Annotated in this window: 12 protein-coding genes; 10 read left to right on the forward strand and 2 right to left on the reverse strand. The window is 33.8% G+C overall.

The window, feature by feature from the left end; all coding sequences use genetic code 11:
- Positions 1-34: 34 nt before the first annotated feature.
- The 10 genes from EFD62_RS10905 (at position 35) to EFD62_RS10955 (ending at position 11048) form a co-directional block, all read left to right on the forward strand.
- A complete protein-coding gene (locus EFD62_RS10905) occupies positions 35-1363 on the forward strand; it encodes an O-antigen ligase family protein (protein WP_128706106.1) in 1329 nt (442 codons plus the stop codon).
- Positions 1320-2363 carry a glycosyltransferase family 2 protein gene (locus EFD62_RS10910; RefSeq protein WP_128706107.1) on the forward strand — a complete coding sequence of 348 codons (1044 nt, stop codon included), beginning with the start codon at positions 1320-1322 and terminating at the stop codon, positions 2361-2363. Before EFD62_RS10905 ends, EFD62_RS10910 begins: the two co-directional genes overlap by 44 nt.
- A gap of 41 nt (positions 2364-2404) precedes the next feature.
- On the forward strand, positions 2405-3589 hold the full coding sequence (locus tag EFD62_RS10915; RefSeq protein ID WP_128706108.1) for a Coenzyme F420 hydrogenase/dehydrogenase, beta subunit C-terminal domain: 1185 nt from the start codon (positions 2405-2407) through the stop codon (positions 3587-3589).
- Positions 3586-4719, forward strand: a complete 1134-nt coding sequence (locus tag EFD62_RS10920) for a polysaccharide pyruvyl transferase family protein (protein ID WP_128706109.1) — start codon at positions 3586-3588, stop codon at positions 4717-4719. Before EFD62_RS10915 ends, EFD62_RS10920 begins: the two co-directional genes overlap by 4 nt.
- A 100-nt stretch (positions 4720-4819) precedes the next feature.
- The gene (locus EFD62_RS10925; RefSeq protein ID WP_128706110.1) at positions 4820-6406 is read left to right on the forward strand and encodes a lipopolysaccharide biosynthesis protein; all 1587 of its coding nucleotides are present in this window, start codon (positions 4820-4822) and stop codon (positions 6404-6406) included.
- Positions 6387-7541 (forward strand): Coenzyme F420 hydrogenase/dehydrogenase, beta subunit C-terminal domain, encoded by a 1155-nt coding sequence (locus EFD62_RS10930; protein ID WP_162302512.1) that lies wholly within the window; start codon positions 6387-6389, stop codon positions 7539-7541. The genes EFD62_RS10925 and EFD62_RS10930 overlap by 20 nt, the downstream gene beginning before the upstream one ends.
- A 57-nt stretch (positions 7542-7598) precedes the next feature.
- Positions 7599-8078, forward strand: a complete 480-nt coding sequence (locus EFD62_RS10935) for a VanZ family protein (RefSeq protein ID WP_128706112.1) — start codon at positions 7599-7601, stop codon at positions 8076-8078.
- A 692-nt stretch (positions 8079-8770) separates the two neighbouring features.
- Positions 8771-10096 carry a UDP-glucose dehydrogenase family protein gene (locus EFD62_RS10945; protein ID WP_128706113.1) on the forward strand — a complete coding sequence of 442 codons (1326 nt, stop codon included), beginning with the start codon at positions 8771-8773 and terminating at the stop codon, positions 10094-10096.
- Positions 10097-10124: 28 nt separating this feature from the next.
- Positions 10125-10604: a VanZ family protein gene (locus EFD62_RS10950; protein WP_128706114.1), complete on the forward strand. Its 480-nt coding sequence runs from the start codon at positions 10125-10127 to the stop codon at positions 10602-10604.
- Positions 10605-10643: 39 nt separating this feature from the next.
- Positions 10644-11048: a single-stranded DNA-binding protein gene (locus tag EFD62_RS10955; RefSeq protein ID WP_069193187.1), complete on the forward strand. Its 405-nt coding sequence runs from the start codon at positions 10644-10646 to the stop codon at positions 11046-11048.
- Between the two features lie 11 nt (positions 11049-11059).
- On the opposite strand, the gene EFD62_RS10960 is transcribed toward EFD62_RS10955, so the two are convergent.
- Positions 11060-12457: a sugar transferase gene (locus EFD62_RS10960; protein WP_069193188.1), complete on the reverse strand. Its 1398-nt coding sequence runs from the start codon at positions 12455-12457 to the stop codon at positions 11060-11062.
- A 169-nt stretch (positions 12458-12626) separates the two neighbouring features.
- Entirely contained in the window at positions 12627-14027 is a 1401-nt protein-coding gene (locus EFD62_RS10965) for a sugar transferase (protein WP_128706115.1), read from the reverse strand.
- Positions 14028-14200 lie beyond the last annotated feature (173 nt).

The following is a 14200-nucleotide window of genomic DNA, read 5'->3' on the forward strand; positions in this document are numbered from 1 at the left end:
AGATGTGGCTTATAAATAGGAAGGAATATCATATATGAAAATAAAAATAAAACGAAACATAAAAATAAATATTGTACACTTTGCAATAATAATATTATTGGCAACTATCCTTTTGAGTGGACAAACAATTCTTATTAAGGGAAGAGATTTGAAAATTGAACTGCTTTTTGCTTTAACAATTGTTTTTGCAAGCATGAAAAAAGTTAAGCTATCTACTAATAATGCTATTAAGTATAGTATGGTATTTTTCCTTATTTGGATTATTATAAGTGTTATATATGCATATGATAAATCATTGGCTATCCATTCGGCAATTATGTATACTTGTCTTATAGGTCTAATATGTTTTGAGTATTCGGACGGTATAATTGATGGATTTTTGAAAATCAGTTCTATGTATTGTTTCGTTGTAGCAATTTCAATTTTACTTTCAGCTTTCTATCATAATCTGGCTATTGATTTATTCCGGTTTTGGATCTTTACCCCAAGCGTCACAGCGTCAGAAATAGCAGCAGGACAATATTCTGGATTGGCTGGAGAAAAAGCGGAGGCTGCTTTTTTGCTTAATATAGGATTTGCTTTAAAAGTTTCAGATATGATGGCGTATTCAAACTTTTCATTAAAAAACATAAAGAATGATGTAATACTAATAATGTATATTCTTGCAATGGCTCTGACCGGAAAAAGAATGTTATTGGTAATACCAATCGTTATGATTTGCTCTTTAACTTTGCTCTCCGGTGTTAAAAATAAATTTATTAAAATTTTCTCAATAGTCTCCATGGGGGCAATGGCCTTTTTGGTTGCCTTATATACTATACCTTCTGTTTCTATAATTATAGAAAGGATTATTGAGGGCAGAGGTGATACAACAATAAGCGGACGAGCTATATTTTGGAACTTCTGTAAGATGATGTATAGAACGAAGCCGCTGACCGGCTGGGGAATAAATTCTTTTAATTCCTATTTTGCTGATTCGGGGTATAAAATTGCTGGAGGTATATGGAACTACTATGCGCATAGCATATATTACGAAATGTTGGCTGAGATAGGTTTGATTGGAATTATTCTGTTCGCTATTATGGTTATTGTGATATATAAGCAATTATGGGATATAAAGAAAAGGGAAAAGTATTGTACTCAAAAAATGTTGCGGTATAGCTATTTTGCGTTTTATATAGTTTCTATGACTTTAATCTATGGTATTACAGGAAATGTATTATATTATTTTCATCAATTTGCTTGGTTCGTGTTAGCTGGAATGTTAATAATTAAGGTAAAAAAATCTATAGAAGTGCAAAAGAAAAAGGAGATCAACGATGGAAAAGCAAAGCAGCATATCATTTGTAATTCCAGTCTATAATGCAGAAGAAGTCATAATAGACAATATCGAAAAAATAATTAATAATAGAAAAAATCATTCGATAGAACTTATCTTAATAGATGATGGCTCAATTGATAAGTCAAGTGAAATTTGTAAATCCTATTCCTTAAAGTATCCATGGATTCAATACTATAGAAAAGATAATGGTGGAGTATCATCAGCTAGAAATAAAGGAATTGAATTGGCGAGTGGTGATTGGATCTATTTTATTGACGCAGATGATATGTTAATGGATAATGCAATTGACGTTTTGGTTGATTTAATTTCAAACAATAATACGGATATAATTATAACTGGTTATGATACCAATAAATTAACCTGTGAAGAAAGGAAAAAGGCTATTACTAAAAAGGCCTATGAAATGAAGTTGTTAACGCTGGATTCAAGGTATCTAAAAAAAGATAAACATTTAAACGATGCTTTTTTGCTTTGGACCTGCTGGGGAAAATTATACAGGAAAAATTTTTTGATAGAAAATAGGCTTTTATTCTCTTCAGACCTGACATTGGGAGAAGATATCTTTTTTCTGCTAAATTGCTACGACTATTGTAGTAGTGTAGAAGTAAGTTTTCAAAAAACATATTTCTATAATAGCAATGATAATTCAGCAAGCAGAGGGTTTAATAATAAAAGAGTAGCCAACACGAAAAATCTTGCCGAATTATATAGCAAGTGGGCTATATGTCAGGAAAGAAGTATTCAATATTCAGTAAAAAAGTTTATTGTACAACGAGCATTAGCATGCATTTCTAAATACTACTTGCACAATCAAAACAATATGGATATGGACAAAAAGATATCTGATTTTGCAGAGTTATGTAGTACTTCTGATATAAATAACGCTATAAAAGAAGTACGTTATGTCCAATTTTTAGAATTAAGAAAATTAGCTCCTGTTTATTTAGTGAGCTTATTTTTATTGAAAAATAAAGCATATCGACGATTGTTTAAATTATATAAATTTGTACAAGTTTATTAATATAGACATCTTATTATATATTTGTAGCAGGAGAATAAGATATGAATGATTTTTTGAGTAAATCACCGAAATATTCGATTCCTGATTTAAGTTCTGATAATGCAAAATGTTGTGGGTGTTTCGCATGTTATAGTATTTGCCCTAAAAAGGCAATCTCTATGAAAATAGATGGAGAAGGATTTTATTATCCTGTCATAGATGAAGAAGTATGCGTCAAATGCAATAAGTGTATTAATACTTGTAATTTTAAAAAGGAACATATACCACATTCAGAAGATACTCTAGTATATGCAGTTAAGCATAAAGAAAAAAATATTTTAGTTAATAGCTCATCTGGTGCAGCTTTTACAGGATTATCCGATATCATATTGGAACAAGGTGGAGCTATTGCCTGTAGTATGTTTGATTACAAAGTGAAAATACCTAAGTTTGTGATTGCTTCTGAAAAGAAACAAAGAGATTTAGCGAGAGGATCTATTTATGTGCAGAGCTATATAGGAGACATTTTTTTAGATGCATATGGTTGGATCATAAATAACCCTGACAAAGATTTACTTTTTATTGGAACAGGGTGTCAAACAGCAGGTTTTAGAGAATTTATAGAAAATATTGATAAGAATTATTTGAATAAAGTATATTTTGTTGATATTATATGTCATGGAGCTCCTAGCCCTCAATTTTGGACACAGTATTGTACATATTTGGAAAGAAGATATAAAGGTGAGATTACCTACGTAACATTTAAAGACAAGAGAAATGGATGGAATCGTCCAACAGCAGCAGTTAAAATTGGTCAGAATAAAGAGATTATGTTAAAGGATTATATTAAGATTTATTATGAACACTGCGTATTAAGGCCAGCCTGCTATCATTGTCCGTATACCAATTTAGAACGTAACACTGATATAACTATTGGTGACTATTGGGGGATAGAAAAAGTAAATCCGGAATTTCACAGCGAAAAAGGCTGTTCTTTAATTTTGATACATACTTTGAGAGGAAAAGAGCTGTTCGAAAAAACTAAAAAAGTTTTTGATGTGTGGGATAGTGATATAAAAAGTTGCTTGCAACCAAACTTGTGTCATCCAACAGAATGTCCTCAAAATAGAAAGGTATTCTGGGATGATTATGAATGTAAAGGATTAGAATATGTTTTGGATAAATACGGTAAGGATAAGTTTATTGTGAGAGTTAAGAGGAAAATTAAAAGGTTGTTTTCAGATTGATAATAAAAATTATATTTTTACCAATAGGAAGAGGAGTTATTATAGTGAGAATTGGGATTGTTACAATTACAAACAATGGTCCAAACTATGGAAATCAATTACAAAATTTTGCTGTTTTAAAGTTCCTTGAGGAGATTGGAATCAGTAACAGCGAAACATTATATAATGTTGAAGGAGCAGAATATTGGTGCTCTTTTGCTCATAAGATTAAGAATTATGTATATGTTATTTTAAAAAAGGGCGATTACAAGAAGAGGTTAAAAGAACTTCGATTTGATAGTTTTGGAAGAAAATATCTTCGGTATACAAAACCAATTAAAGGAAATGTGCCTGTTAAACTAGTTGAGAAATATGATTTTTTTGTTTGTGGAAGTGATCAGATTTGGAATCCTACTTTTTCTTGTAATAATAGACATCTTTCATATACTTTTCTTGGGTTTGCTCCTGAAAATAAGAGAATTTCTTTTGCTGCTAGTATTGGAATATCAAAGATTAGCGATCAATACATTGATGAATTTGTTAAAGGTGTACGCGGATTTAAAAATATTTCTGTTAGGGAGCATGAGGGAGCTGATTTAATTAAAGAATTGACAGGCCGTGAGGCAACAGTTTTGTTGGATCCAACAATGTTGATTGATAAAGAAGAGTGGTCTAAAATTATGAAAAAGCCCAAGGGTCTTCCTGAAAAATATATATTGTGTTATTTTTTGGGCAATATCTCAGCCCAGCGCAAAAAAGAACTTGATTCAATATCCCAAATACATAATTTAGGTATTGTTTATTTAAATACTGATGATTCAAATGAGTTTCAGTCTGTTGGACCGAGAGAATTTTTATATATGTTGGCTCATGCTGATTTAATATGCACAGATTCTTTTCATGGAAGTGCTTTTTCTATCAATTTTCAAGTGCCGTTTATTGTATATGATAGAGAAGATAGAGCGGAGAAAATGAATTCGAGATTAAATACATTGTTAAAAAAATTTGAATTGGAAAACAGAAAGAGAGAGAATATTGAATTAAAAAATGCATTGGATATTGACTACAGTAAATCTCAAAAAGTACTATTAAATGAACGAAATATTGCCAAAGATTTTTTAACTTCTGCTTTTCAAAATGAGCGAAGATAATAAAGTATACTATTGTATAAACATTCTTGTGTAGTTGCTAAAGCGTAATTTCTTATAGAGCGTAATGAGCTCGTGAGAATAGTAAGGAGATTGTGAAGAAATGAGGATTGAACGAACTAAAAATGCATCTAGAAATATGATTTTCGGAAGCATTTTAAAAATATACCAGTTGTTAATTCCGTTTGTGATGCGGACGGCAATGATTTATCTTTTAGGCGTGCAATATTTGGGATTGAATAGCCTATTTACTTCGGTCTTGCAGGTATTAAATTTAGCGGAACTCGGAGTTGGATCTGCAATGGTCTACTCCATGTATAAACCGATTGCGAATGATGACGCGGACGCTATTTGTGCCTTAATGCGCTTATATAAAATATATTACCGAATAATAGGATTGGTAGTATGTGTGGCGGGATTGATATTGTTGCCGTTTATACCATATTTGATTAAAGGAGAAGTGCCGCCTGATATAAATGTTTACATTTTATATATCTTAAACCTTGGCGCTACAGTCTTATCCTATTGGCTTTTTGCATATAAAAATAGTATTTTGCAGGCGCATCAGAGAACAGATATAATAAGTAAGGTAATGTTACTTACTGAAACTTTAAAGTATATAATACAGTTTGCTACATTAGCAGTTTTTCATAACTATTATTACTTTGTAATTGTTCTATTATTTACTCAGGTGCTGACTAATATTTTTACTGCTATTGTGGCAAACCGTATGTATCCGCAGTATCAGCCAAAGGGTAATCTGCCAAAAGAAATGATTCAGCAGATAAATCATAGGATTCGTGACTTATTTACTTCAAAAATTGGAGCAGTAGTTGTAAACTCTGCAGATACGATTGTTATTTCTGCATTTCTTGGACTAAGTGTACTTGCTGTCTATCAGAATTATTTTTATCTAATTACTGCAGTAACCGGTATGATTACTATTATATTTGCTTCAGTAACAGCAGGCATAGGTAATAGTATAGTAGTAGAAACCCAAGAGAAAAATTTCAATGATTTACGAAAGTTCACATTCATTATTGCCTGGATTGCAGGAGTATGTACATCCTGTTTTTTATGTCTGTATCAACCTTTTATGAGACTATGGGTAGGAACAGATTTATTGTTGGATTTTTCAATTGTGGTCTGTTTGTGCATATACTTTTTCATCTTTGAGATTAATCAGTTATTAAATACATATAAAGATGCTGCTGGAATATGGCATGAGGATCGTTTTCGACCGCTGATAACAGCCTTGACAAATCTGACATTAAATTTAATTTCAGTACAGTTTATGGGATTATATGGGGTTGTTCTTTCGACGATTTTATCAATGTTATTTGTCGGGATGCCGTGGTTGCTTCATAACTTGTTTACAACATTATTTGACAGAGAAAATTTGATTCCATATCTAAAAAAACTAGCGAGATATGTAATAGTAGTATTTATTTCTTGTGTTATTACGTTTTTTGTGTGTAGTCTTTTTAGTTTGACCGATATATTACTAGTTGTAGTTCGATTGGTTTGCTGTTGCATAATTCCAAATATAATTTTCTTCTTGGCATACCGCAATATGGATGAGTTTAAGCAAAGTGTACAGCTTGCGGATAAAATGACTAAGGGAAAAATAAAATTGTTAAAAAAACTTGGAGCTAAAGATGGGGAAGATTATGATAGACATTACAAATAAAAAGGATTGTTGTGGTTGTTCTGCTTGTGCACAGCGGTGTCCAAAGAAATGTATTACCATGAAAGAGAATTTTGAAGGTTTCCTTTATCCAAATATAAATAATGCTGCTTGCATTTCTTGTGGGTTGTGCGAGAAAGTGTGCCCTATTCAAAATAAAGAAGAAAAAGAATCTTTTTTAGGTGCGTATGTAGCATATGCAAATGATTTACAATTGAGAGAAAGAAGTTCTTCAGGAGCAATTTTCTCTTTATGTGTTGAAAGAGTATTAGAGATGGGTGGCGTGGTATTTGGAGCTGCTTTTGATGAAGATTTTGCTGTACAGCACATAAAAATAGATAAGTTGGAAGAACTTTGGAAATTGCAGGGAAGTAAATATTTAGAGAGTTGTATAGGCAATAGTTTTAATGAGGCTGAGCAATTTTTGAAACAGGGAAGGACTGTGCTATTTTCAGGCACTTGTTGCCAGATCGAAGGATTGAAGCATTTTTTAGGATGTGAATACGACAATCTGTTTACAATAGATGTATTATGCCATGGTGTACCCAGCCCAAAAGTATGGAAGAGATACTGGAGTGAGAAAAACAAATTGTATGGAAAAGGACAATCGGTTTCTTTTCGTGATAAAGAGAATGGCTGGAAGCAGTATGATGTAAAATTTACATTTGAAAATGATAAAGTATACAAAGAATCTGCCTATAAAAACCCTTATATGAAGCTGTTTTTAAATGATATTTGTTTGCGTCTGTCGTGTCATGATTGCAAATTTAAAAGTTTGAATCGGCTTTCGGATATTACTTTAGGTGATAGTTGGGGAATAGAAAAGTATAAACCACATATGGATGATGATAAAGGTACATCTGTTGTACTCATTCATTCTGAGAAAGGGAGACGTTTATTTGATTCATGTAAGGAGAAGATGACTTTTGAGGAAGCTGAAGTAGATAAAATTCTTCCTCCTTCAGCGGATTCCAGAAAGTCAGTATTGATGCACCCCAAGAGAGATAAGTTTTTTAGCCTCTTGAATCGTGGAGTTGAAACTGAAAAACTTCTTCAATTACTTAAACCAGCAATACATGTGAGAATAAAAAGAAGGATACGTAGCGTTCTAAGTAAGAATAGTAGAGAAAACGCGTGAAAAAACTTTTCAGAAAAATACTAAATAAAGCTTAAAACTTAAAAGAAAGGTTACGGTATGAAAAGAGCAAAAGCTGTTTCATTATATGTAGCATGGGCTGCTGTAATTGCTATGATTATAATAATACTTGGTTTCTCAAATCAAAATGGTGGGGATTCTGTAAGTATTTCCGAAAAAATTGTTGACAAGATTATAAGCCTTTTAAAGCTTGATGATACCATTGCGAGAAATGAAGTGCTTATGGAAAACAGAAATTACTTGTTTAGAAAAGCAATGCATTTTTCGGAGTATTTTATTCTTACACTGTTGGCTTTTAATGCACTGCGATTTTTTAAACTAAATAAGACTAAAGCTTCGGTTTTTGCGATGCTAATAGCCTGTCTGACAGCTATTATTGATGAGTTATATCAGAGAACTGTACCGGGACGCAACTCTCAAATTATGGATGTTCTTATAGATTCCTCGGGTGCGCTTGTGGCTATTCTGATATGTTGGCTTTCTGTTAGAAGAAATATAGACAATCGAACAAGTGCTTAATATAATCATGGAAAAACTATTTGATAGTAGGTCCAATATATAATCAAAGTTATTTTAATGGGGAGACTGACACAGGATCCCGAAATGAGACATACCCTTCAAGTATTTTATCTAAAAGATTAGCCCTCTTTTTTCATTTTTTGCATCTTGTATTTCAAGCAAAAGTTCAGAAATACGGTAGTATTTTGCAGTATAACCATGACTGTAAGCGATATTACTAAACCCACGTGCTAGAAATGTCTTGGTGCTTCAGGTTTTTCTAGCGATAACTATATTTGGCTTCTGAATAATGTAGGCGCAAGTAGAAAGAGTTTGCATAGTTTATATCCTCAATGCAAGCATTAATACTAAAAGATGCTTTATGCATATATCTCTTAATCCTAGAGTTTTTTCTTGACTCCCATTCTTTTTCAACTATAATACCAAATCTTTCCTCAAAGGATAACTCTTACTAAATTGATTCTTAGTTTGTATATTTGTCTTGTAGTCCAGGCACGAGTAAGATGCAGTATTTTGAACTTGCAAGAGTATACAGATAGTAATATAATAGAATTTCTCAATAATTATTGAGGTTTGCAAGATGGTACAAGCAATATTATTAATTTGCAGGATAGTCTTCCAAAAGAAAAAGAAATAGTATATCATAGAAGATGTAAAATGAGTAAATATAAGTAGATGAGGATGGGATCAACATGATACCAAGAGTTGCAATGTTCGGGACTGGCTATGTTGGACTTGTATCCGGAGTGTGCATAGCTGATTTTGGTGTAAACGTTATTTGCGTTGATGTTAATAAAGAAAAGATTGATGGACTCAATAATGGAAAAATTCCTATTTATGAGCCCGGTCTTGATGTTTTCCTTGAAAGGAACATAAAAGCAGGAAGGATACAATTCACTACTGATTCAAAGAAAGCAATAGAAGAATCCGATGTTTTGTTTATTGCTGTAGGTACACCTCCAATGGAGAATGGAGAGGCAGACATGCAGTATGTATATGCTGTTGCAAAAACCATCGGAGAGCATATGAACGGTTATAAGGTTATAGTTGATAAGAGCACTGTCCCTGTTGGGACAGGCCAGGTTGTAAAGAAAATAATAGCAGATAAGCTTAAGGAAAGAGGAGTAGAATACGAATTTGGTGTTGTGTCAAATCCGGAGTTTCTTCGTGAAGGCAAAGCCCTTTATGATTTTACGCATCCTGATAGAGTTGTTATAGGTGTTGAAAGTAAAGAGGTTGCAGAGATAATGAAAAAGGTATACAGGCCTTTGTATATTAATGAAACGCCCTTCATAATAACTAACATAGAGACTGCAGAAATGATTAAGTATGCATGTAATGCATTTCTTGCAACGAAGATAACTTTTATAAATGAAATTGCAAATCTTTGCGAAAAGGTAGGGGCAAATGTTCAGCAAGTATCGAAGGCTATGGGGAGGGATGGAAGGATAAGTCCGAAGTTCCTGCATGCAGGCCCCGGTTTTGGAGGAAGCTGCTTCCCTAAGGATACCAAGGCCCTTGTGCAAATAGCTGAAAAGCATGGTGTTCATATGTCTGTGGTAAGCTCGGTAATAGAGGCAAACCACAGGCAGAAAAAGATGGTGACGGAAAAACTTGAAAAGGTTGCAGGAGATCTGAAGGGCAAAACAATTGGTATACTTGGGCTTGCATTCAAGCCTGAGACGGATGATATGAGAGATGCTCCTTCATTGACAATAATACCGGATTTAGTTGAAAAGGGAGCTAATATCAGAGCCTACGATCCACAAGCTATGGATGAGGCAAAAAAGATTCTTGATAAATATGCGGATAATATTAATTACAGTAAGCATGCCTATGATGCTGCTGAGGATGTGGATGCTTTGATTATTATTACAGAATGGCATGAGTTCCGCAATATGGATTTGACTCTTCTTAAAAAAATAATGAAGGGTAATATTTTCTATGATGCAAGGAATATTTATTCAAGAAAGGATATAGAAGAAAAAGGATTTGTGTTTATAGGCACCGGAGTTTAAAGCTTAAAACTTAAAGAAAGGTTAGGGTATGAAAAGAGCAAAAGCTGTTTCACTATATGTAGCATGGGTTGCTGTAATTGCTATGATCGTAATAATACTTGGTTTCTCCAGTCAAAATGGTGGGGATTCTGTAAGTATTTCCGAAAAAATTGTTGACAAGATTATAAGCCTTTTAAACCTTGATGATACCATTGCGCGAAATGAAGTACTTATGGAAAACAAAAATTACTTGTTTAGAAAAGCAATGCATTTTTCGGAGTATTTTATTCTTACTCTGTTGGCTTTTAATGCGCTGCGATTTCTTAAACTAAATAAGACTAAAGCTTCGGCTTTTGCGATGCTAATAGCCTGTCTGACAGCTATTAGTGACGAGTTATATCAGAGAACCGTGCCGGGGCGCAATTCTCAAATTATGGATGTTCTTATAGATTGCTCGGGTGCGCTTGTGGCTATTCTGATATGTTGGCTTTTTGCTAAAAAGAATATAGACAACCGAACAAGTGTTTGATATAATTATGGAAAAACTATTTGAAAGTAGGTTGGATATATGAACAAAGTTATTTTAATGGGGAGATTGACACAGGATCCCGAAATGCGACACACTACTACCGGTAAATCGGTATGTCATTTTCGCCTTGCGGTAAACAGGAGATTTTCAAGACAGGGAGAGCAGGATCAGGCTGACTTTTTCCCGATAATTGCATGGGAGAAGACCGGTGAATTCTGTAATAACTATTTTCGAAAAGGACAGCAGGTTGCGATAATAGGCAGGGTCCAGAATAGGTCATGGAACGATGAGCAGGGAAATAAACGTACTATGACGGAAATTGTTGCAGAGGAAGCGTATTTTGCCGACAGCAAAAAGGATAATTATACATCGGACGGTTTTGAACCCAAAAATACCGATGCCGAAGGATTTTTCCCGATAGAAGATGATGATTTGCCATTTTAAAAGTGATGCCTTTAGTAGGCATCACTTTTTCTTATAACTACCCATATAGTTTTTAAAATTATGACTATGTCGAGCCAGATTGACCACTCATCTATATATTTTGTATCAAGCCTTACAACATCTTCAAAGTTTGTGATGTTGCTTCTGCCACTTACCTGCCACATGCCTGTAAGACCCGGCTTGAAGCTTATTCTCCTTCTGTGATAGGTTTTATATTTCTTGACTTCATCCACTGTAGGAGGCCTTGTTCCTACAAGACTCATATCTCCCTTTAATACATTAAAGAATTGGGGAAGCTCGTCAAGGCTTGTTTTTCTGAGTATCTTACCCACAGGAGTAATCCTTGGGTCAGACTTGATTTTAAACATTAAACCGCCTTCGACCTGGTTTTGTCCCATAAGTTCATTTTTGCGTTCTTCCGCATCGATATACATTGTTCTAAATTTATATATCTTAAATACTCTTCCGTTCATTCCGACTCTGTCCTGCTTAAATAAAACCGGACCCGGGGATGTCAGCTTTATGGCAGGTATTATAAATATCGAAGCTATCCCGGTAATAACTAGCCCTACCAGAGCACCGAGAATATCCATAATTCTCTTAATCATAAGTTGAAATTGATTAAGGCTTACGGAATTGAAGGTAAGCATAGGAAGAGTACCCATGCAGCTAAAATGCGTCTTTGCAACTCTGAGATTGTACAAATCCAGAATGACTCTAACTGTTATTCCCATTTCCTCGCATATGGATACATATTTTTCCACATCTCCGACATAGTCTTTCGGGAGGGCAAAAATCACCTCATCGACAACCTGGTTTTTAAGTATATTTTCAAGGTCCTCAATATATCCCAACGTTTTTTTGCTATTAAATGTTCTGTTGCATTTATGTACATTTACATAACCTATTACATTTATAGTGATATTTGTTTTCTGAAGGAAGTATACAAATTTAAGTGCTACATTGCGATCTCCAACAAATATTACGTTGGAAGTCGTTTTGCGCCGGTGCTTGCCGACAAGATAAACGGACATGAATCTTTCAAAGACCAAAAAAACTATGCTGGTAACGGTAAAAACTGAGTAAAGTGTTCTGCTGAACATGGTTTCTTTAATAAAAAACATAAAGGATGCAACAAACATACACGATATGAGAGAAGAGAATAATATATTTCTTAATACTCTGTCATAATAATTAAAGGTTGTTTTGTTGTACATACCTAAGAACCCCATGGATGAAATCCAGAGGGGAATATATATAAGCAGCACCCACACGAAAGCGGTAATACTCTGCAATACTCTAAGATGCGACGCAATATAGTATGAAACGAAAAACGACAATATGAGAAAAAATATATCTAAAAATAATTGTCCTATGCTAACAAAAGCGTGTCTGTTTGAACTATGCATAATTGCCCCCTAAACAAAAGAAAAATTAGAAAAATAAAAATATGATTCGAGCTTTAAATATATTGACACTAATATTATAATTCGTAATGAAAAATAAATCCATAGGACTTAAGTAAAAAAAGATCCTATTACTAGTATTTGATTAAAAAATAGTATAAATTATTCGGAATTAACAGGCCCCATTCCTTTTTAATACTATAAGCACTGTTTTTAATATAATCTTTATGTCAAGCCAGATGGACCACTGGTCTATGTATTTTGTATCGAGCTTGACGACTTCTTCAAAATCGGTAATGCTGCTTCTGCCGCTTATTTGCCACAATCCCGTGATGCCGGGCTTTATGCTGATTCTTCGCCGGTGATATGTTTCGTATTTCTTTACCTCATCTACTGTTGGAGGTCTTGTACCTACAAGGCTCATATCTCCCTTTAAGACATTTATAAACTGGGGAAGCTCATCTAGGCTTGTCTTTCTTAAAAATTTCCCGACCCTTGTTACTCTTGGATCATTTTTTATCTTAAACATCAGTCCACCGCTGACTTCGTTTAATGCCAACAGCTCCGCTTTTCTAAAATCTGCATCCGAGGTCATTGAGCGAAATTTGTACAATTTGAAGACCCTACCGTTAAGGCCAACTCTATCCTGTTGAAATATGACCGGACCGGGGGAATCAAACTTTATTGCGGGAATTATGAGAATTGAAGCCAGAGCTGTCAAAGACAAACCGACCAATGCACCCACAATATCCAGCAAACGCTTTAAAAAGAGCTGTAGAGGATTAAAAGAAACCGTATGGAATGTAAGTACAGGAAGAGTTCCTATGCTGGTTAAATGGGTTTTGGAAAGCTTTAAGTCATAGAGATTTAGTACCATCCTAACGGTAATGCCCATTTCCTCGCACAATAGGATGTATTCTTCGACTTTTCCTACATAATCCTTTGGAAGAGCGAATATTGCTTCATCTACCACATTTTCCTTTAGAATCTGCTGGAGGTCTTCTATATGTCCGAGGTTGTAATAATATTTATCGTCCTCAATTGAATCTACCTTTACATAACCAATAATATTTATGTTGATATTGGTCTTATCGATATACTGGCTGTACTTTTGCGCCTCACTGGGAGAACCGATTATGATGACCCTGGTGGTGTCCTCCTTGGCTTTGCTTCTCCTGCATATAAAGAAGGTATAAACAAGTCTTTCCAGAATCAAAAGTGTCATTACCGAAATAACAAAGGTTATAAACAGAAGTCTGCTGAACATTGTTTCCTTAATAAAAAATATCATTGAAGCAAGGGTGATGCTGGATATTAGTGTGGAAAGAAGGCAGTTTCGAATTATTCTATCGGGATAGCAAAAAGTTGTTTTATCATACATTCCTAGATTACTCATGCTGAAAAACCATAGAGGAATAAAAACTACCAAAATCCATAAGTATTCTTTATAATCATGCAGACTTGTATTAAATGAAGCAATATAGTATGATAAAAAATATGAAGCTACTAAAAAGAGAATGTCCAGCATCAATTGAATTACATTTAAATAAGCTTGTCTACTGAGTCTATGCATCGTATTTACCTACCTTATCAATATACTATTAATGCTGTTAAGGAATATTTTAGCACTATTCTGGGAAAAAATAAAGAATATTTTTATCCAATAGAAAGAAAATAACAATTATGGCTTAAAGAACAGTAAAAATAAGTATTGACACGCGTTCTCCGTCTAATATATAATAAAGT

The organism is Acetivibrio mesophilus, assembly GCF_004102745.1.
Lineage (GTDB): Bacteria > Bacillota > Clostridia > Acetivibrionales > Acetivibrionaceae > Hungateiclostridium > Hungateiclostridium mesophilum.